The 17,995-nt window shown below is 75.6% G+C and carries 19 protein-coding genes; 10 read left to right on the plus strand and 9 right to left on the minus strand.

The annotated features are described in order from the left end of the window. The first annotated feature begins 507 nt into the window (after positions 1-507). Positions 508-2,007: a hypothetical protein gene (locus tag ACH4B3_RS11455; protein ID WP_398462567.1), complete on the plus strand. Its 1,500-nt coding sequence runs from the start codon at positions 508-510 to the stop codon at positions 2,005-2,007. Positions 2,008-2,181: 174 nt separating this feature from the next. Next, positions 2,182-2,355, plus strand: a complete 174-nt coding sequence (locus ACH4B3_RS11460; protein WP_398462568.1) for a hypothetical protein — start codon at positions 2,182-2,184, stop codon at positions 2,353-2,355. A 56-nt stretch (positions 2,356-2,411) separates the two neighbouring features. Here ACH4B3_RS11460 and ACH4B3_RS11465 read toward each other — a convergent pair whose 3' ends face one another. Next, the gene (locus ACH4B3_RS11465; RefSeq protein ID WP_398462569.1) at positions 2,412-3,701 is read right to left on the minus strand and encodes an MFS transporter; all 1,290 of its coding nucleotides are present in this window, start codon (positions 3,699-3,701) and stop codon (positions 2,412-2,414) included. A gap of 104 nt (positions 3,702-3,805) precedes the next feature. On the opposite strand from ACH4B3_RS11465, the gene ACH4B3_RS11470 reads away from it, so the two are divergent. Further along, positions 3,806-4,258 (plus strand): winged helix-turn-helix transcriptional regulator, encoded by a 453-nt coding sequence (locus ACH4B3_RS11470; RefSeq protein WP_398462570.1) that lies wholly within the window; start codon positions 3,806-3,808, stop codon positions 4,256-4,258. 19 nt (positions 4,259-4,277) lie between these two features. Here the strand turns inward: ACH4B3_RS11470 and ACH4B3_RS11475 are convergent, their stop codons facing one another. The 3 genes from ACH4B3_RS11475 to ACH4B3_RS11485 all read right to left on the minus strand — a co-directional run bounded on the left by ACH4B3_RS11475 (position 4,278) and on the right by ACH4B3_RS11485 (position 7,511). Continuing rightward, the gene (locus tag ACH4B3_RS11475; RefSeq protein WP_398462571.1) at positions 4,278-5,363 is read right to left on the minus strand and encodes an alcohol dehydrogenase catalytic domain-containing protein; all 1,086 of its coding nucleotides are present in this window, start codon (positions 5,361-5,363) and stop codon (positions 4,278-4,280) included. Positions 5,364-5,467: 104 nt separating this feature from the next. Next, positions 5,468-6,328 (minus strand): MaoC/PaaZ C-terminal domain-containing protein, encoded by an 861-nt coding sequence (locus tag ACH4B3_RS11480; RefSeq protein WP_398462572.1) that lies wholly within the window; start codon positions 6,326-6,328, stop codon positions 5,468-5,470. A gap of 361 nt (positions 6,329-6,689) precedes the next feature. Then, a complete protein-coding gene (locus ACH4B3_RS11485; RefSeq protein WP_398462573.1) occupies positions 6,690-7,511 on the minus strand; it encodes an SDR family NAD(P)-dependent oxidoreductase in 822 nt (273 codons plus the stop codon). Between the two features lie 139 nt (positions 7,512-7,650). On the opposite strand from ACH4B3_RS11485, the gene ACH4B3_RS11490 reads away from it, so the two are divergent. From ACH4B3_RS11490 to ACH4B3_RS11500, 3 genes are all read left to right on the plus strand, one after another. After that, positions 7,651-8,292, plus strand: coding sequence for a class I SAM-dependent methyltransferase (locus tag ACH4B3_RS11490; protein ID WP_398462574.1), 642 nt, complete (start codon positions 7,651-7,653; stop codon positions 8,290-8,292). 219 nt (positions 8,293-8,511) lie between these two features. Then, entirely contained in the window at positions 8,512-9,426 is a 915-nt protein-coding gene (locus ACH4B3_RS11495) for an N-acetylmuramoyl-L-alanine amidase (protein ID WP_398462575.1), read from the plus strand. 200 nt (positions 9,427-9,626) lie between these two features. Beyond that, complete coding sequence (locus ACH4B3_RS11500; protein WP_398462576.1) at positions 9,627-10,499, plus strand: hypothetical protein; 873 nt, start codon at positions 9,627-9,629, stop codon at positions 10,497-10,499. 218 nt (positions 10,500-10,717) lie between these two features. Here ACH4B3_RS11500 and ACH4B3_RS11505 read toward each other — a convergent pair whose 3' ends face one another. Beyond that, positions 10,718-11,410, minus strand: a complete 693-nt coding sequence (locus tag ACH4B3_RS11505) for a permease prefix domain 1-containing protein (protein ID WP_398462577.1) — start codon at positions 11,408-11,410, stop codon at positions 10,718-10,720. Next, positions 11,407-11,748: a PadR family transcriptional regulator gene (locus ACH4B3_RS11510; protein WP_398462578.1), complete on the minus strand. Its 342-nt coding sequence runs from the start codon at positions 11,746-11,748 to the stop codon at positions 11,407-11,409. Before ACH4B3_RS11510 ends, ACH4B3_RS11505 begins: the two co-directional genes overlap by 4 nt. A 130-nt stretch (positions 11,749-11,878) precedes the next feature. On the opposite strand from ACH4B3_RS11510, the gene ACH4B3_RS11515 reads away from it, so the two are divergent. The 3 genes from ACH4B3_RS11515 to ACH4B3_RS11525 all read left to right on the plus strand — a co-directional run bounded on the left by ACH4B3_RS11515 (position 11,879) and on the right by ACH4B3_RS11525 (position 13,443). Beyond that, positions 11,879-12,352, plus strand: a complete 474-nt coding sequence (locus tag ACH4B3_RS11515; protein WP_398462579.1) for a hypothetical protein — start codon at positions 11,879-11,881, stop codon at positions 12,350-12,352. After that, complete coding sequence (locus ACH4B3_RS11520; protein WP_398462580.1) at positions 12,349-12,681, plus strand: hypothetical protein; 333 nt, start codon at positions 12,349-12,351, stop codon at positions 12,679-12,681. Before ACH4B3_RS11515 ends, ACH4B3_RS11520 begins: the two co-directional genes overlap by 4 nt. 153 nt (positions 12,682-12,834) lie before the next feature. Beyond that, entirely contained in the window at positions 12,835-13,443 is a 609-nt protein-coding gene (locus ACH4B3_RS11525; protein WP_398462581.1) for a helix-turn-helix domain-containing protein, read from the plus strand. Positions 13,444-13,509: 66 nt separating this feature from the next. On the opposite strand, the gene ACH4B3_RS11530 is transcribed toward ACH4B3_RS11525, so the two are convergent. The 3 genes from ACH4B3_RS11530 to ACH4B3_RS11540 form a co-directional block, all read right to left on the minus strand. After that, positions 13,510-14,604, minus strand: coding sequence for a prenyltransferase/squalene oxidase repeat-containing protein (locus tag ACH4B3_RS11530; protein WP_398462582.1), 1,095 nt, complete (start codon positions 14,602-14,604; stop codon positions 13,510-13,512). Continuing rightward, entirely contained in the window at positions 14,601-15,335 is a 735-nt protein-coding gene (locus ACH4B3_RS11535; RefSeq protein ID WP_398462583.1) for a methyltransferase domain-containing protein, read from the minus strand. Before ACH4B3_RS11535 ends, ACH4B3_RS11530 begins: the two co-directional genes overlap by 4 nt. A 134-nt stretch (positions 15,336-15,469) precedes the next feature. Beyond that, positions 15,470-16,783 (minus strand): glycosyltransferase family 4 protein, encoded by a 1,314-nt coding sequence (locus tag ACH4B3_RS11540; RefSeq protein WP_398462584.1) that lies wholly within the window; start codon positions 16,781-16,783, stop codon positions 15,470-15,472. Between the two features lie 508 nt (positions 16,784-17,291). Here ACH4B3_RS11540 and ACH4B3_RS11545 point away from each other — a divergent pair. After that, positions 17,292-17,903 carry a TetR family transcriptional regulator gene (locus tag ACH4B3_RS11545; protein WP_398462585.1) on the plus strand — a complete coding sequence of 204 codons (612 nt, stop codon included), beginning with the start codon at positions 17,292-17,294 and terminating at the stop codon, positions 17,901-17,903. The last annotated feature ends 92 nt before the right edge of the window (positions 17,904-17,995 follow it).

Below are 17,995 nucleotides of genomic sequence, written 5' to 3' on the forward strand. Positions count from 1 at the left end.
CAGACCCCGAGCCGACCAGCCGACCGAGGCCGACCAAACCCACCGAGCCGACCAGGGCCACCCGATCGACCGGACCGACCGGACCCACCGAGCCGACCAGGCCACCCGACCGACCAGACCCCGAGCCGACCAGCCGACCGAGGCCGACCAAACCCACCGAGCCGACCAGGGCCACCCGATCGACCGGACCGACCGGACCCACCGAGCCGATCAGGCGACCGGACCGACCAGCCCGACCCCGCGACCAGGCCGACCGACCCGACGGGCCAGGCGCCCCCGCCGACCAGGCGAGCGGGCCGGCCAGGCGAGCGGGCCGGCCGCACGCCGTGCTCGTCCCGCCCGCCGGGGCCCGGGCCGGCGGGCGGACCGCATGGCCGCCAGCACACCGGCGAGCGCCCGCTCCACCGAATCGGGCGATCGCCACCCTTATGCGTGAACGCGCCCGACTCACGTCGTTCGGCAGGAAGTGCGAAAACTACGTTCTCCTGCCGGAGGTGACGTAACACCATGACGGCCTGTGCCATCGAGTCCGCCACGGATTCCGACCACGACGCCGCGCGCTCCCCGCGCCCCACGCACTTCTCACGGCCCCCGCGCCCCGCGCTCCCCGGGCTGGTCCTGGCCGCGGACGGCTCGTACGCCGCACGGCTGGCGCGCTGCGCCGCGACCGGCGGCCACTACCCGGAGCGCTGGACCCTGCACGGACCCGAGCCCTACGCGGTGCCGCTGCACGGCACGCAGCCCGAGGAACCGGGTACCGAGGTGCTGCCGCTCGCGGACGGGCAGGTGCTGATCTGCCGGCGGGTGGCCGGGCACCACCGGGTGTCGCTGCTGTACCCGGCCGGAGCGGGCACCGGGGAGCGGCCGCTGGGGCCGGTGGACCGCGCGGAGCTGTCGCTGCTGCCGCCCGCGCCCGGCGGCACCGCGGCCCTGGCGCTGTCCCCCGCCCCGGACGGGACGGTGACCCAGCTGTGGCTGGTGTACGGCGACGGCGCGCCCCGGCGGCTCACCGAGGTGCCGGGACGCTGCACCGGCGGCATCTGGCTGGACCGCGCCGGATGGCTGCTGGCGCTGGACCGGGAGCTCGACGGGCGGACCAAGACCGTCGTACTGGATCTGCGGCACGGCGGCGGTCCGAGCCCGCTGCTCCAGCTCACCGAGGAGAGTGAGGACCGGCTGCTGCTGGCCGACCCGGACAGCGGGCTGCTGCTGCTGCGCTCCGACGCGCCCGGCGAGGACCGCCTGGGCTGGGGGGTGCTGGGCAGCACACTGCCGGTGCGCTTCCCGGAGTGCCTGCGCGGGGCGGGCGACGCGGGCCTGACCCCGTTCGCGGCGCAGCCGGGTCAGCCGCTGGCGCCGGAGAGCTGCGCGGTGGCCTTCCGGATCACCGGTGGACCGGCCGCGGAACCCGGTGCGCCGGGCGGCGGCGAGGCGGCCGTCGGGCCCGCGGCCCCGGCGGGACGGGCGGGCATCGGGCTGTGGCGGCCCTCCGAGCGGCGGGTGCGACGGCTCACCGCGCCCGAGGGGTGGCTGACCGACGCGGGGTTCTGGACCTCCGGCGGCGAGCTGTGGCTGCCGTACGCGACCGCGACCACCCCGTGCGGCCTGCGCCGGGTGTGTGCCGGCGGCGCCGGGGCGGAGCCCGGACGGGGGTCCGCGGACCGGGCGCCCGCGGCCGGCGGCACAGCCCCCGGGCCCCGCCCGGACGCGCCGGCGGACGGTGCGGAGCGGGCCGGCGAGGCCGGCCCGGGTGCCTGCGCCGGCGCCCCGGCGGATGCCGGTACCGGCGGGCCGGCAGGCGCCGGTGCTCCCGCCGGCGCGGACCTGCCGGAGGCCGCTGACGGCTCGGCTCCGGGCCGGCCGGCCGGGTTCCCGGCGCCCGTCGACCCCCGTGCCGGCGGCCGGGCGGGGCCGCCGGCCGCGACCCGGCCGGTGCCCCTCCAACAGGCTCCGCTGGCGCGGGAGAAGCGGCGCGCCGACTGGTTCGAAGATCCGCTGGATGGATAGAATCCCGCGGGGGGTTTACGCGGCCATGTGTTCCGTACACACCGACACGGACCGGTTCCGACCAGAACCGGCTCCGCTGGACGGCGGGGCATCGACGTGTCGATGGCGCGTAGGGGTGAGTCGTGGCGGCCCCCCGCGCTCAGCACGGACCGATTCGACGGGGTGACTTCCCACATGTCCGAAGCCCAGACCGACAACACCGGAGCGCGGCCGCAGCAGACGGCGGCCGCCCAGTTCCCGCCGGGAGCGGGGAAACACCGCGGCGTCCAGGCCGCGGCCGAGGACGCCCAGGCGCCGGGCCACGGCAGGCACCGGCGGCCCGCTCCGACCCAGGCCTCCCGGGTCTGAGGAGTGGCGCGCCCCCGCCGCGGGGCGCGCCCTCCGCCGCCCCGCGGCGGGGCCCGTCACCTGCCGTCCGGCGCGGGCTCCCCGGCCTCGCCCCGCGAGGCCGCCGCGGCGGCCGGATCCTCGGTGCCGTGCCGGGTGAACGCCCACAGCGCGAGCCCGAGGCAGCTGAACGCGGCCCCCAGCGCGCAGACCGCGCCCCAGCCGGCCGCCGCGTAGAGGGAGGTCGCGGCGACGGCGCCGGTGGCGCTGCCGATCGAGTAGAAGACCATGTAGCCGCCGATCAGCCGGCTGCCCGCGTCCGGGTGCAGCGCGTGGATCAGGGTCTGGTTGGTGACGTGGACCGCCTGCACGGCGAGGTCGAGCAGGATCACCCCGGCCACCAGGGCCGCCGGCGAGCTGCGGAGGAAGGCCAGCGGCAGCCATGAGGCGGTGAGCAGCGCCAGGGCGAGGCCGGTGGTCCGCCGGGAGAGTCCGCGGTCGTTCAGGCGGCCCGCCACGGTCGCGGCCAGGGCTCCGGCGACGCCGATCAGCCCCAGCGCCCCGATCGCGCTGTGCGACAGGAAGTACGGGGCCTCGCTGAGCGGCAGCGCGACACTGCTCCACAGGGTGCTGAAGGCGGCGAAGACCAGCAGCCCGAACAGCGCCCGGAGCCGCAGCAGCCGTTCCCGTGCGAACAGGGTGACCGTGGAGCGCAGCAGCCGTCCGTAGCCCAGGGTGGCCGGTGGAGTGCCCGGGTGGCGCGGCAGCACCCGGTGCAGGACCAGGGCGAGCAGTGCGGTGAGCGTCGCGGAGGCGAGGTAGACCGAGCGCCAGCCCGCGAGATCGGCCAGCAGGCCGGACGCGGTGCGGGCGAGCAGGATGCCGATGACCACGCCGCTGGTGACCGCGCCGACGACCCGGCCGCGCGCGGCGGGCGGGGCCAGTGAGGCCGCGAAGGCCACCAGTGTCTGCGTGACCACCGCGAGAAGCCCCGTCGCGGCCATGCCCGCGAGCAGGATCGCCGCCGTGCCGGCGGTGGCCACCACCGCCAGCGCCACCACCAGGAGCAGCGACTGGGCCACGACGAGCCGTCTGCGGTCGGCCACGTCGCCCAGCGGCACGAGGAAGAAGAGTCCCAGCCCGTAGCCGACGTGGGTGAGGGTGACCACGCTGCCGACGAGTGCCGGGCTCATGGCGAGGTCGTGGCCCATGGTCACCAGGAGCGGCTGGGAGAAGTAGACGTTGGCCACCGCCACTCCGCAGGCGACGGCGAACAGGGTGATCATGCCGCGGGAGAGGGCGGGCGCGGGATCCTCCCGGTTCCGGGCCCCGGTCCGTCGGGTCGGGGCCACCTCGTTGCCGGTCATCGGCTCTCCTCCACACCATCTGGTTTCAACTTGCCACCAACAGCGACGGCGACGGTAGCCGTTCTTGGTAGCATGTTGCAACCATCGTGAGAGTGAGGGACGCCATGGTGAGCAGGACGCGCTTCGACGACAGCGAATGTCCCGTCGCCCGGTCGGTGGACGCGATCGGCGACTGGTGGTCGCTACTGATCGTGCGGGACGCCTTCGACGGGAGCCGGCGCTTCGGGGAGTTCCAGCGCAGCCTCGGCGTGGCCAAGAACATCCTCACCGCACGGCTGCGCACCCTGGTCGCCGGCGGCGTCCTGGAATCCGTCCCCGCCTCGGACGGCAGCGCCTACCGGGAGTACGTACTGACCCCGAAGGGCAAGGCGCTCTTCCCCGTCGTCGTGGCCCTGCGGCAGTGGGGCGAAGAGCACTTCTTCGCCCCCGGCGAGCCGCACTCGCAGCTGGTCGACCGCCACCGGGGGCAGCCCCTCCGGGCGCTGGAGGTGCGGGCCGCGGACGGACGGCGGCTGGACCCCGACGACACCACCGTCCACAAGGTCCCGGCCCGGTGACCCCGGGCGGCGCCCGGGGTCAGAGCTCGATGCAGGTACGCAGCCCCGCGCCCGTCCGCAGCTGCCCGATGGCGTCGTTGATCCCGTCGAGCGGCACCCGGTGGGTGATCAGCCCCGCCAGGTCCACCCGTCCCGCGCGCCACAGGGCGATGGCCCGTTCATAGGTGCGCAGGACGTCCCCGCCGCCGTACACCGACGGCAGGATGCGCTTCTCGTCGAAGAGCAGCTCCAGCATGCCGAACCGCAGCTGGTCGTCGGCCGCGCCGGCCCCGACCAGGCACACGGTCCCGCCGCGCCGGGCGGCGTCGTAGGCGGCACGGGCGGTACCGGACCTGCCGACGACCTCGAAGACGTAGTCGAACCCCTCCCCGGCGGTGATCCGCCTCCGGGCGTCCCCGAGCACCTCGGGGGCGACCGCCTCGGTGGCTCCCAGCCGCAGGGCCGCCGCCCGCCGCGACTCCACCGGGTCCACGGCGAGGATCTGCGCCGCCCCGACGGCGCGGGCCCCCTGGACGACGCTGACCCCGACGCCCCCGCAGCCGAGCACCGCCACCGACGAACCGGCCTCCACCCGGCAGGTGTTGAGCACCGCGCCGAGTCCGGTGGTGACGCCGCAGCCGATCAGCGCGGCGATGTCGAAGGGCAGGTCGTCCGGGATGGGCACCGCACAGCCGGCGTCCACCACCACCTCCTCGGTGAAGGTGCCGCTCCCGGCGAACCCGAAGATCTCCCGCGGTTCGCCGCCGGACCGCCGGAAGTTCGGGGTGCCGACGTTGCGGAAGCCGGCCGGGCAGAGCCGGCCCTGGCCGCGCCGGCACGCCGCGCAACCGCCGCAGGCGGGCAGCCAGCACAGCAGCACCCGGTCCCCCGCGGCGACAGCGGTCACCCCGTCCCCGACCTCCAGCACCTCCCCGGCGCCCTCGTGCCCGGGGACGAACGGCGCGGGCTGCGGCAGCACGCCGGTCATCGCGGAGACGTCGGAGTGGCACAGGCCGGTGGCCCGGATCCGCAGTCTCACCCTGCCCGGCCCGAACCCCACCGGTTCGATGTCGTCACGTACGTCGAGTGTCTGCTGCCCGGTCCGGTGCAGTACGGCTGCGCGCACGGTGCGGCTCCTCTCGGCCGGCGAACCTGTCCGGAATGTGACGTCTCCGGGCGGCTTCCGCCGCGCCCGCCGCGGTGCCGGCGGGATCGGTCCGGAAACGGTGCTCAGTCGTGCTCGACCAGGGTGTCGGAGAGCACCGGGGCGTCCTCCCGCTCCACCGCGGTCACCGCCGCCCGCACCCGCCCGCTCTCCCGCCACATGCGGATCCGCAGGGTCTCGCCGGGGAAGACCACCCCGGCGAAGCGGGCGGTGTAGGACCGGACCCGGGCCACCTCGCCGTCCAGGAGGGTGTCCACCACCGCCTTGAGCACCATGCCGTAGCTGCACAGGCCGTGCAGGATCGGCCGGTCGTAGCCGGCCAGCGCGGCGAACCCGGGGTCGGCGTGCAGCGGGTTCCAGTCCCCGGAGAGGCGGTAGAGCAGCGCCTGGTCCTCCCGGACGGCGCGCAGTTCGGTACGGTCCGGCTCCCGGCCCGGCGGCGGCAGCCGTTCGGTGGCACCCCGCTCGCCGCCGAAGCCCCCTTCGCCCTTGACGAAGATCCGGGTGTCGCAGGTCCACAGCGGGCCGTCGGCGTCCGCGGTGGTGCTGCGCAGCACGATGACCGCCGCCTTGCCCGCGCCCTTGTCGTGGACGGCGGCGACCCGGGAGGTCTGGGTCGCCTTGCCGTGGACCGGGATGGGCCGGTGCAGCTCCACGGTCTGTGCGCCGTGCAGGACGGCGGCGAGGTCGACGTCGACGCCCGGCGCGGACAGGCCGGCGGCCAGGGCCATGCCGCCCCCCGCCACGGTCGCGAAGCTGGGCAGCACATGGAGCCGGCTCTCCAGGGTGTAGCGCAGCTCACCGGGGTCGGTGGCGGGGACGCCCGCGCCGATGCCGAGGTGGTAGAGCTGGACGTCCTTGTGGTCCCAGGTGATCTCGGTGCTGCCGGGTTCGGCGGCGATCGCCTTCGCGGCGTCGATGGGCATCGGGTGGGCGCTCCTCGGCTCGGGCCGTGCGGACGGGTGGCGGGGACCGGCCCGCCCGTCCGCGCCGTCGGCCGGGCCGGGGTCGTGATCGGCCGGCCGGCCCGCGCCACGGCCGCTTCCGGAGCGCGTTCCGGCCGAAGGCACCCATGTATAACGGATCGCACGGCGCCGGGAAAGGCCGCTGACGCGCCGTCAGCAAGGATGCGGCCACCCCGCCGCGGGGCGCGGACGCGGTCCCGCCGGCCCATCGCCGACCGGCGCGGCACACCCCGTGACGAGGTGCGGGGCGCGGCCCTTGCCACCCGTCGCCGACCGGGGCGGCACACCGCGTCGCGGGTGCCGGCCGCACGCCGGGGCCGGCTCAGGTCCGCAGGTAGGAGGCGCCGTTGAGGTCGAGGACGGCGCCGGAGCTCCACTGCGCCCGCGGCGAGGCCAGCCACAGCACCGCGGCGGCGACCTCGTCGGGGTCGGCCACCCGGCCGAACGGGCTCTGCCCCCTGATGGCCTCGCCCTCCGCCCCGTCCAGCCGGTGGGCGACCCGGTCGGTGTCGATGAAGCCCGGCGCCACCGAGGTGACGGCGATGCCGTGCGGGGCGAGCGCCACGGCCAGCGACTGCCCCAGCGCGTGCACCGCGGCCTTGGTCGCCCCGTACGCCGGGTGGTCCGGTTCACCGCGGAAGGCCCCGCGCGACCCGACGTTGACGATCCGGCCGCCGGTGCCCTGGTCGATCATGTGGCGGGCGGCGAGCCGGCTGAGGTTCGCGGTGGCGAGCAGGTTGACCGACACCTGGCGCTGCCAGACGGCGGTCCACTCCTCGTACGGGGTGTCCGCCGGCGGGTGGGCCGGCGCGGCCGCCGCGGCGTTGTTGACCAGTACGTCGATCCCGCCGAGCGCCTCCGCCGCGGCTTCGGCCAGCCGCGCGGTCCGCGCCGCGTCCGTCAGGTCCGCGCCGAGCAGCACATGGCCGGTACCGTCCAGGGCGGCGAGCGTGGCCTCGGCCTCGTCCCGGCGGCTGCCGTAGTGGACGGCCACCCGGTCGCCGTTCGCGGCGAACGCCCGGGCGATGGCCCGGCCCACTCCGCGCGAGGCGCCGCTGACCAGCACCCGGCGCCCGGTGGCGGGGAACGGCGCGGGACCGGCCCCGGCACCGTCGGTACCGGGCTGGGCGGGACGGTCGGACATCGCGGTTCCCCCTGGTGACGGCCGTGCATGGGCGGGCTGCGGAGTCACTCTACGACGGGCCTCGCAGCCGGGGGCCCGTCGGGCCCGCGGGTGCCGTACGGCAGCATGAGCGGCGGAACACAAGCCCAGGAGGACGCATATGGCCCCCAAGCCCGGGACGCTCGCCGCATTCGAGGCGGCGAAGGGTTTCATGCCCGTCGACGAGGGTCTGGCCCTGCACGCGGCGGCCGAAGCGGCCGCCGCGCTCGGCCTGCCGCTGCTGGAGGTGGGCACCTACTGCGGGCGCTCCACCCTGCTGCTCGCCGACGCGGCGCGCGCGGCCGGCACCGTGGCGATCACCGTGGACCACCACCGGGGCTCGGAGGAGCAGCAGCCCGGCTGGGAGTACCACGACCCGTCCGTGGTCGATCCCGAGGTGGGCCTGATGGACACCCTGCCGACCTTCCGCCGCACCCTGCACGCCGCCGGCCTCGAGGAGCACGTGATCGCGGTGGTCGGCAGGTCACCGCAGGTGGCGGCGGTGTGGGGCACTCCGGTGGGTCTGGTGTTCATCGACGGCGGGCACACCGACGAGCACGCGAGCGGCGACTACGAGGGCTGGGCGCCGAAGGTCGCGCCGGGCGGGCTGCTGGTCATCCACGACGTGTTCCCCGACCCGGCGGACGGTGGCCAGGCCCCGTACCGCATCTACCTCCGGGCCCTGGAGTCCGGCCTGTTCACGGAGGTCTCCGCGACCCGGTCGCTGCGGGTGCTGCGGCGGGTCGCCGAGCCGCGCGGCTGACCGGGCGCCGCCTCGCGCGGTCGCACCGGCGGCGGGCCCCGCGGTGCCGCGCACCGCGGGGCGGCCCGGCCCTCCGGGTGGTGCGGCGCCTGCTGCGCGACCACGCCCGCGCCGCCGGCGCCCGCGGCCCGGCGGTGATAGGCGGTCCGACCGGGTGCCCGGCGGCGGCCGGCCGGGGAGCCGTCCGCCGCCCCGGCGGGTGCGACTACCATCGCCCGGGTGTCGAACGGCAGTTTCCCCCCCACCTCCCGCCGCCCGCGCACCGCGCTCGTCATCCTGGCCGTCCTGCTGCTCGTCTGCGCGGCGGGCTGGCTGGTGTGGTCCGCGGTGGCCCATGACGGTTCAGCGGGCGACGACCACGCCGGGCCGGCCGCCCCGCACGGGCGGACCACCGCCCCGGGCTCCGGGCCGTCGGGCGCCGCCGGCTCCGACGACCGCGGATCCGGCGGTTCCGGCGAGCGGCCCCTCGAGGGCAAGGTCGTGGTGATCGATCCTGGACACAATCCTCACAACGGTGAACACTCGGCGAAGATCGCGCGGCTGGTCGACGTCGGCACCCACAAGAAGGAGTGCGACACCGCCGGGGCCACCACCAACTCCGGCTACACCGAGGCCGCGTACACCCTCGATGTGTCGCGCCGGGTCCGGGAACTGCTCGAAGCCCGGGGCGCCGAGGTGACGTTGACGCAGGACGGCGACCGGCCCTACGGGCCGTGTGTGGACGAACGGGCCCGGATCGGGAACCGGGCGCACGCCGACGCGGTGGTCTCGGTGCACGCCGACGGTTCGGCGGCCGGGAACCGCGGATTCCATGTCATCGCGCCCGCCCGGGTGCGCGGTGGAAAGGCCGACACCTCGGCCATCACCGGGCCGTCCCGTACACTCGCCGACCGGCTGATCGCCCGGTTCGGCGAGGAGACCGGCGCGGACCCCGCCAACTACCTCGGTGGGGGGCGCGGGTTGACCGTCCGGGACGATCTCGGCGGACTCAATCTGTCGACGGTGCCCAAGGTGTTCATCGAATGTGGCAACATGCGCGACCCGAAGGACGCGACACTGCTGACCGATGAGAAGTGGCGGGAACGGGCGGCGCGCGGGATCGCGGCGGGCATTACGGACTTCTTGCAAGGCTAGTCCGACGCGCCCTCCGCCGCTTTCGTCACCGTGTTCACCCGTGTGCGAAACGGCAGCGTAACGGGGAGATACCGAGAGGACGACCCGACGGTCCCGCCGCTAGATTCACCCGTACGATGGGGGACCACCCCCGCGCCTTCGCCCCACGCGTCCGGCGACAGCGACCTGAAAAAACGACGAGACCCACAAAGGACCATACGTTGAACATCCGCTCTCTCACTCGAGGCGACGGCGTGGTGATCGGAGCAGCGGTGTTGCTGTTGATCGCCTCGTTCCTGCCCTTCTTCAGCGCAGATGGCTGCTCCGGCGACGAGTGTGACGTCAACGCCTGGAGCTCGGCGACTCTTCCGATGCTGCCGACGGTGCACCTCGCCGCCCTGATCGCGGCCGGCCTGTTCGTCGCCGCCCGCGCGCTGCCGGCGGAGCGCAAGGTGCTCACCCTCACCCTCGCCCAGTGGGGCCTGGCCGTCTCGGTCTTCGTCGGCTGGGCGGCCCTGTGGTCCGCGTTCTCCAACCTCTTCCCTGACCTGGGCGGCGGCCTCGGCGGTGACCCGAACGACTCCATCGACATGGGCGCCGGTGGCTACCTGACCATCATCTTCGGCCTCGCCCTCGCGGCCGGCGGTGTGCTCGGCACCACCCTCCCCGCGCTGAAGGCGCCGCTCGCCGGCGGTGCGGCCCCGGCCGCCGCCCCGTACGGTGGTGGCGCGGCGGCCCCGCAGGCCGGCTACGGCTACCCGGGCCCGGGTTCGCAGGCCGCCGCTCCGTCCCCGTACGGCCAGCAGCAGCCCTTCGGTCAGCCCGGCGGACAGCCCGCCCCGGCGGCCGGTGCCGGTGCCCCGCAGCCCGCTCCCGCGGCGGCCGGCGGCTCCGCCGACTTCGCACCGTTCTGGTTCGCGGTTCCGGTGGCCCGTCCGCTGTACGCCGAGGACGGCTCCTCCACCACCATCGCCGAACTGGCCCCGGGTACCTGGTACCTCGCGGTGGAGCAGCGCGGTCAGGCGCTCGTCGCCCAGACCCAGGACGGCCGTCGTGGCGTCCTGCAGGACACCAGCGGCATCCAGCGCGGCTGACCCCGCCCGCCCGGCGCGTCCGGGCGACCACTTCAGCGGCCCCCGTCCGATCCGGACGGGGGCCGCTGCCGTCGCTACCGCCGGGTGGGGCCGCCATCCCGTCCTGCGCCTCACCACTCATGACGGTGCGTCAGCCAGTCGGCCGGGTGCGGGCCCGGCCGCGTCCGCCCCGCCGGGACGCCGCGGCCCTCCGGTGGTACCGCGGTCCGCGGGGGCGGTCACACTCCGGCGGTGTCCGGCTCCGGTGTCAGCGGCTGGGGGCGGGCGCAGCGGCGGCAGGCCCGGGCCGAGGCCGCCACGACCCCGTGCGACACGGCGGTGAGCAGCCCGGCGCACACGATGGACGGACCGTCGGCGGCCGGCACCGAGGCCGCGGCGAGGGCGAGCGCGGCGATCCCCATGGCCACGCCGGCCGCGGTGCCGGCCCAGGCGACCGCGAGGGGCAGCCGGCGCGGTGTCCGCAGCCGGCGGGCGAGGGCGCCGGTGGCGGCCAGCGTGGCGGCGGCGAACAGTGCGGACCCGGCGGCGACCGCGGCCAGCAGCAGGGCCAGCAGCTGCGCCGCGGGCGGCAGCTGACGCGGTGGGTCGAAGCCGATGACCAGGTACCAGCAGCCGATCAGGAACGGCGCGGTGAGGGCGACGGCGCGGGCGGTGTGCCGGGCCTGGGCGATGGTCAGCTCGCGCTGGCAGCCCGGGATCAGCTCCTCCGGGGTGCCGAACTCCCGGACCGCGTACCGGGCGGCGCGGTGGTAGGGCGTGCCCTCGCCGGTGTGCGCCGCCACGGTGTCGAGCAGGCCGTCCCGTATCTCCTCGATCATCCGGGCCTTGGCGCGGGCCGGGCCGTGCAGCCGGGCCCGCAGGGTCGCGGTGTAGTCCTCGACGGGGTCGGCGGCCCGACCGGCGGTGCTCATGTGGCGGGCCGCGGCGGCGCGGCGGGGTTGAGGACGGAGCCGATCACGGCGGTGAACTCCCGCCACGCGCTCCGCTCGTCCGCCAGGGCGCCGCGCCCGGCGTCGGTGAGGCGGTAGCACCGGCGGCGGCGCTCGCCGACCGACTCCCAGCTGCTGCGGAGCAGCCCGGTCCGCTCCAGTCGGTTCAGGGCCGGGTAGATGGTGCCGGTCCGCAGGTCCAGCGCTCCGCCGCTGCGCTGCTGGACCGCCGCGATGATCGCGTAGCCGTGCAGTGGCCCGGGTTCGAGCACGGCCAGCAGCAGCCCGTCCAGATGTCCTCGTACCGCGTCCGCTCTCATGAGTAGGCAGCCTACACATCGAAAGCATTGGCGTGCTATCTATTGGCAGCCAACATATTGGCGGTCGACGCACCGGCCCGGAGGCCGGCGTCGGCCCTCCGTGCGCTCTCCCGACCCGAAGGGGCGAAGTGTGACCAAGGTGCTGCTGTCCGCGCATGTGCTCGCGGCGATACTGGTGGTCGGCCCGATCACCGTGGCCGCCTCGCTGTTCCCGCGCTACGCCCGGCAATCGCTCGGCGGCGACGATCCGGGCGGCCGGTCCGCCGGGACGGCCGCCCTGCTGCACCGGATCTGCCGCGGTTACGCCGTGGTGGGCATCGCCGTCCCGGTGTTCGGTCTCGCCACCGGTGCCCAGCTCGGGGTGCTCACCGACGCCTGGCTGATCACCTCGATGGTGCTGACCGGGATCGCCGCGGCCGTCCTCGTCGCCGCCGTGCTGCCCGCCCAGCAGCGCCTCCTGGCCGCCGGCCCGGACCCCGCCGACGACTCGGGCCACCGCCGCGCGGCGGCCCGACTGGCCTCGCTCACCGGCGTGTTCAACATCCTCTGGGCGGTGGTCGTCGTGCTGATGATCGTCCGCCCCGGCTCCACCACGGGAGCGTGAACCCGGTGCGCACGCTGCGGATCGCGGCCCACGCCGAGGCCGTCACCCTCGCGGTCCTGCTGGTCAACCTGGGCACCGTCCACGCCCGGCCGGTCAGCACGCTCGGCGGCCCGCTGCACGGCCTGGCCTACCTCGTCGTCATCGCGACCACCTGGCAGGCCACCACCGCCGCCCCGGTGGCCGCCCGGTGGTGCGCCGTCATCCCCGGCATCGGCGGACTCCTCGCCCTGCGGCGGGTGCCACGCCGTCCCCGTCACCCCGGTGGCACCCGCCCCGGGGCGGCCCGGGGCGGGCAGCAGCCGGAGGGCGGGCCGACCGGTCACGGCTGACGGGCACTGCGCCGCGCCGGCCGCCGGGGACGCCCGTCGCCGCCCGGTGCGCGGGTCCCCGCGCCGCGCGACGGCCGCTCCGGCCCGCGGGGCAGGGCCGCCGGCGAGCGGAAACGGCAAATCCGATTGCCGTTCCGGGGACGTCCGGGTGCAATGGACGGTGTGGAACCCTCCCCTGCCATAGCCCGCGCCCTGACCGAGGTCGGGCCCCGGCTGAAGCGGCTGCGCACCGAGCGCGGCGTCACCCTGTCGGCGCTCTCCGCGGCCACCGGCATCTCCAAGAGCACCCTCTCGCGCCTGGAGTCCGGGCAGCGCCGGCCCAGCCTGGAGCTGCTGCTGCCCATCTCCCAGGCGCACCAGGTGCCGCTGGACGAACTGGTCGGGGCGCCGGAGGTCGGCGACCCCCGGGTCCGGGTCACCCCGCGGACCGTGAACGGCAACACCGTGCTGCCGCTGACCCGGCAACCCGGTCCGCTGCAGACCTTCAAGATGGTGCTGCCCGCGACCCGGAGCACGCCCGAGCCGTGCACCCACGAGGGCTACGAGTGGCTCTACGTCCTCTCCGGGCGCCTGCGTCTGGTGCTGGCCGACCACGACCTGGTGCTGGCGGCCGGCGAGGCGGCCGAGTTCGACACCCGGCTGCCGCACTGGTTCGGCTCCACCGGCGACGGCCCGGTGGAGGTCCTCAGCCTGTTCGGCCGCCAGGGCGAGCGCATGCACGTACGCGCCCGGCCGCGGAGCCGCGCCGAGCCGGACGCCTGACCCGGGCCCCCGGTGCCGCCGGCGGCACCGGCCCGGCCGCGACCCCGGGGCGGGCGGCGGGGCGCGCTAGCAGCAGCCGGGGTCCAGTCCGGTGGGCAGCCGCTCGCCGCCGAAGACGGCGGTCGTCGCCTCGTCGCCGCCCAGCGCGGCCACCGCGAGCAGCAGCGAACCGGCGGTCCAGGTGGTGAGCTCCTCCGGCCAGACCACGCGGTCGTCGAAGACGTAGCCGGTCCAGTACATGCCGTTCTCGGCACGCAGGTACGGCTGGATCCACTGGAGAATCTCCACCGCGCGGTCCGACTCGCCCATCGCCCACAGCGCCAGGGCCAGTTCGCAGCTCTCGCCACCGGTGACCCACGGGTTGGGGACGACGCAGCGCACCCCGACGCCGGGGACCACGAAGCGGTCCCAGCCCTCCTCGATGCGCTCCTTGGCCGCGGTGCCGGTGAGGGCCCCGCCGAGCACCGGGTAGTACCAGTCCATGGAGTAGCGGTCCTTGGCGAGGAACCGGTCGGGGTGGCTGCGGATGGCGTGCGCCAGCAGCCCGGCGGAGACCTCCCAGTCCGGCTGCGGCTCCTCGCGGTGCTCGGCGATCGCCAGCGCACAGCGCAGCGCCTGGTAGATGGAGGAACTGCCGGTGAGCAGCGCGTCGGTGACGGGCGTGCCGTCGGCCTCGCGTCGCCAGCCGATCTGGCCGCCCGGCTGCTGGAGGGCGAGGACGAACTCGACGGCGGCGACCACGGTCGGCCACATGCGGTCCAGGAAGGCGTCGTCGCCGGTGGACAGGTAGTGGTGCCAGACGCCGACGGCGACATAGGCGCAGAAGTTGCTCTCGGCCCCGCGGTCGTCGGGCTGGGCGGTGTCCACCCCGGTCGGCGTGTCGGGGTAGGCGGCGTACCAGGACCCGTCCGGGTTCTGGTGGTCGGCGAGCCAGCGGTAGGCGGCCTCGGCGCGTCCGTGCTCCCCCGCGGCGTCCAGGGCCATGGCGGCCTCGACGTGGTCCCAGGGGTCGAGGTGGTGGCCGCGGAACCAGGGGATGGCGCCGTCGGACCGCTGGGCGGAGGCGATGCCCTCGACGGTGCGCAGCGCCTCTTCGGCGGTGAGCACGCCGGGCAGGACGAGCCGTTCGGTGCGGCCGGGGCCGCGGCGGGACGAGGTCACACCGCCGCCCGGCGGGTGTCGTGCGGCTTGGTGGCGTAGGCCACGAAGCTCTTGCCGATGAGCGGGTTCAGGGCCTGCTCGGCGACCCGGGTGGCCAGCGGCTTCTTCATGATGTCCCAGACCAGCAGCTTGTGGTACGCGCGGACCGGCAGGGCCTTGTCGTTGTCCACGCCGAAGGCGCACTTGAGCCACCAGTAGGGGCTGTGCAGGGCGTGCGCGTGGTGGGTTCCGTAGGGGCGCAGTCCGGCCTCGCGCATCTTCTCCAGCAGCTCCTCGGCGCGGTAGATGCGGATGTGGCCGCCCTCGACCTCGTGGTAGGCGTCGGAGAGGGCCCAGCAGATCTTCTCCGGGCCGTAGCGGGGCACGGTGACGGCGATCCGTCCGCCCGGCTTGAGGACCCGGACCATCTCGGCGAGGACGCCCTTGTCGTCCGGGATGTGCTCCATGACCTCGGAGATGATCACGACGTCGAAGCTGTCGTCGGGGAAGGGCAGCGCGAGCGCGTCCCCTTCCATCGCGGTGGCGGTGGCGCCGTCGGGCGCCTCACCGGCCTCCTTCATCGCCGCGAACCAGGTGGCGACCTCTCGGATCTCGTCGCCGTTGCGGTCGAGCGCGACGACGTGCGCGCCGCGCCGGTAGCACTCGAAGGCGTGCCGCCCGGCGCCGCACCCCAGGTCGAGGACGCGGTCGCCGGGGGCGAGGGGGAAGCGGGAGAAGTCGACGGTCAGCAAGGGGGTCTGCTTTCGTCCGGGCGGATCGGGAGGGGGTGGGCGGTGGGCGGTGGGGGCGCCGTGGGTGGGGGCGGTGGGGGCGGTCGGTCCGGCCGGCGGGGGCGGGGGGTGCCGCCGGGCCGGGCCGGTGTGGGTCAGGTGAACTGCCGTGGTGGTGCGGCGACGGGGACGGGGGCGGCGCGGCGGGCGGCGGGGCCCTGTTCGGCGATGGCGGTGCGGTAGTGGTCGGCGGTGCCGCGGGCGGCCTGTTCCCAGGTGAACCGGCTCAGTACCCGGTCGCGGCCGGCGGCGCCGAGCCGGCGCCGCAGCTCGTCGTCGCCGAGCAGGCGGGTCAGTGCGGCGGCGAGTGCCTGGGAGTCACCGGGCGGTACGGCCAGGCAGGTCTCGCCGTCGGGGCCGGCCACCTCGGGGATGGCGCCGCCGGTGGTGGCGACCAGGGCGGTGCCGGTGGCCATCGCCTCGGCGGCGGGCAGCGAGAAGCCTTCGTAGAGGGAGGGGACGCAGGCGATCTGGGCCCCGCGTATCAGGTCGACCAGCTCGGCGTCGCTGATGCCCTTGACGAACCGGACCGCCTCCTCCAGGCCGTAGCGGGTCATCGCGGCGGCCACCGGCCCCTCCTCGGGCCGCTTGCCGACCACCACCAGATGGGCGTCGGGCTGCTCGGTGCGGACCTTGGCGAGCGCTTCGACCAGGTGGACCAGGCCCTTGAGGGGGACGTCGGCACTGGAGGTGGTGACGATGCGGCCGGGCACCTCGGGGACGGCCGGGTCCGGGGCGAACAGCCGGGCGTCGGCGCCGATGGGGACCACGTGGACCCGGTCGGCGCGCACCCCCAGGTCGTCCATGATCTCCCGGCGGGAGGAGCCGGAGACGGTGAGCACCGAGGGCAGCCGTCCGGCGACCCGCTTCTGCATCCGGGTGAAGCCGTACCAGCGGCGCACCGAGGCGCGGCGGCGCCAGTCGGGGGCGGCGTCCAGTTCCAGCCGCCGGTCCACGGTGATGGGGTGGTGGATGGTGGTGACCAGCGGGAACCCGACGCGGTGCAGGCCGAGCAGGCCGTAGCCGAGGGTCTGGTTGTCGTGCACGACGTCGAACTGGCCGCGCCGGGCGGCGAGATGGCGGCGGGCCCGCAGGCTGAAGGTGAGCGGCTCGGGGAAGCCGCCGGTCCACATGGTGGCGACCTCCAGCGCGTCGATCCAGTCGCGGTACTCCCCGCGCGCGGGGGTCCGGAAGGGGTCGGGCTGCCGGTACAGGTCGAGGCTGGGCAGCTCGGTGAGGGTGACCCCGTCGTCCAGGACCGGGTACGGCTGGGCCCCGATCACCTCGACGTGGTGGCCCAGTCGCGCCAGTTCGCGCGAGAGGTGGCGTACGTAGACGCCCTGGCCACCGCAGAACGGGTTCCCCTTGTAGGTGAGCAGCGCGATGCGCAGCGGCCTGTCGCCGGTCACTCGCGGCCCCCTTCTCGGTGCAGTTCAGCGGGAGCGTATCCGCAAGCAAACGGCTAGAACAAGTTTCACTTACGGATCGCCGGAGAAGTCCGAAGATACCCGCCCGGCACCGGCCCGCCCGGGGCGGGACGGGTGATCCGCGCCACTGCCGCCGCCCGGTGCCGCGCGGCGCCCCGGCCGGGTGCCGGCCGGGCCGCCGCCGGGTCGCCCGGGCACCGTGCCGCACCAGCGGCGACGGCCGCGGGACCGGTGGGCGGCGGGGCGCCCGGCGGGCCGTCCGGCGGGCGGCGCCGGAGCACCGGACCCCGACGCACCGTCACCTGACGGGCGAGTACCGCGACCGGCGGCAGGAACCTGTCCGAGCTGGGACGACGGCGCTCCGGGCGGGCTTCGGCGGGGTTAGCCTGGAACACGTTTCAGTGACTCGCACCACTCCGGCGGCCCTGCCATCATGCACGGTGTCCGCAGCCTGCAGACGGAACGTACCGAAGGCACCGAAGTAGGACAGATGACCGCAGAAGCCAAGCCAGCCTCCCTGCAGCTGACCGAGCGGCAGGAAGCACGCCGCCGCCGGATCCTGCACGCCAGCGCCCAGTTGGCGAGCCGGGGCGGCTTCGACGCGGTGCAGATGCGCGAGGTGGCCGAGACGTCGCAGGTGGCCCTGGGCACGCTGTACCGCTACTTCCCCTCCAAGGTCCATCTGCTCGTCGCGACCATGCAGGACCAGCTCCAGCAGATGCACGAGACGCTGCGCAAGCGTCCGCCGACCGAGCCCGAACCCGCGGCGCGGGTGGCCCAGACCCTGATGCGGGCGTTCCGCGCGCTGCAGCGCGAACCGCAGCTGGCGGACGCGATGGTGCGGGCGCTGACCTTCGCCGACCGCTCGGTGAGCCCGGAGGTCGACGCGGTCTCCCGGCTCACCACCGCGATCATCCTGGACGCCATGGGCCTGACGGGGTCGCCGACCGCCGAACAGCTCTCGGCGGTGCGGGTCATCGAGCACACCTGGCACTCGGCGCTCATCACCTGGCTGTCGGGACGGGCCTCGATCGCCCAGGTCAAGATCGACATCGAGACGGTGTGCCGGCTGATCGACCTGACCGCGCCGGCCCGCCGCTGACCGACGGCCGGCCGCCCGGTCGGCCCAAGCGCCCGTCGTCCGCCGCCCGGACCGGCCGGTCACCGGTACGCGCCCGAGCCGGGGCCGGGTCA

The sequence above is a fragment of the Streptomyces sp. NPDC018031 genome (assembly GCF_044327625.1).
Taxonomy (GTDB): domain Bacteria; phylum Actinomycetota; class Actinomycetes; order Streptomycetales; family Streptomycetaceae; genus Streptomyces.

What these genes read in the sequence shown, in the direction of transcription:
- ACH4B3_RS11455 (WP_398462567.1), top strand. Translation starts at nt 508, where the DNA reads ATGACGGCCTGTGCCATCGAGTCCGCCACGGATTCCGACCACGACGCC.
- ACH4B3_RS11460 (WP_398462568.1), top strand. Translation starts at nt 2,182, where the DNA reads ATGTCCGAAGCCCAGACCGACAACACCGGAGCGCGGCCGCAGCAGACG.
- ACH4B3_RS11465 (WP_398462569.1), bottom strand. Translation starts at nt 3,701, where the DNA reads ATGACCGGCAACGAGGTGGCCCCGACCCGACGGACCGGGGCCCGGAAC.
- ACH4B3_RS11470 (WP_398462570.1), top strand. Translation starts at nt 3,806, where the DNA reads ATGGTGAGCAGGACGCGCTTCGACGACAGCGAATGTCCCGTCGCCCGG.
- ACH4B3_RS11480 (WP_398462572.1), bottom strand. Translation starts at nt 6,328, where the DNA reads ATGCCCATCGACGCCGCGAAGGCGATCGCCGCCGAACCCGGCAGCACC.
- ACH4B3_RS11485 (WP_398462573.1), bottom strand. Translation starts at nt 7,511, where the DNA reads ATGTCCGACCGTCCCGCCCAGCCCGGTACCGACGGTGCCGGGGCCGGT.
- ACH4B3_RS11490 (WP_398462574.1), top strand. Translation starts at nt 7,651, where the DNA reads ATGGCCCCCAAGCCCGGGACGCTCGCCGCATTCGAGGCGGCGAAGGGT.
- ACH4B3_RS11505 (WP_398462577.1), bottom strand. Translation starts at nt 11,410, where the DNA reads ATGAGCACCGCCGGTCGGGCCGCCGACCCCGTCGAGGACTACACCGCG.
- ACH4B3_RS11510 (WP_398462578.1), bottom strand. Translation starts at nt 11,748, where the DNA reads ATGAGAGCGGACGCGGTACGAGGACATCTGGACGGGCTGCTGCTGGCC.
- ACH4B3_RS11525 (WP_398462581.1), top strand. Translation starts at nt 12,835, where the DNA reads ATGGACGGTGTGGAACCCTCCCCTGCCATAGCCCGCGCCCTGACCGAG.
- ACH4B3_RS11545 (WP_398462585.1), top strand. Translation starts at nt 17,292, where the DNA reads ATGACCGCAGAAGCCAAGCCAGCCTCCCTGCAGCTGACCGAGCGGCAG.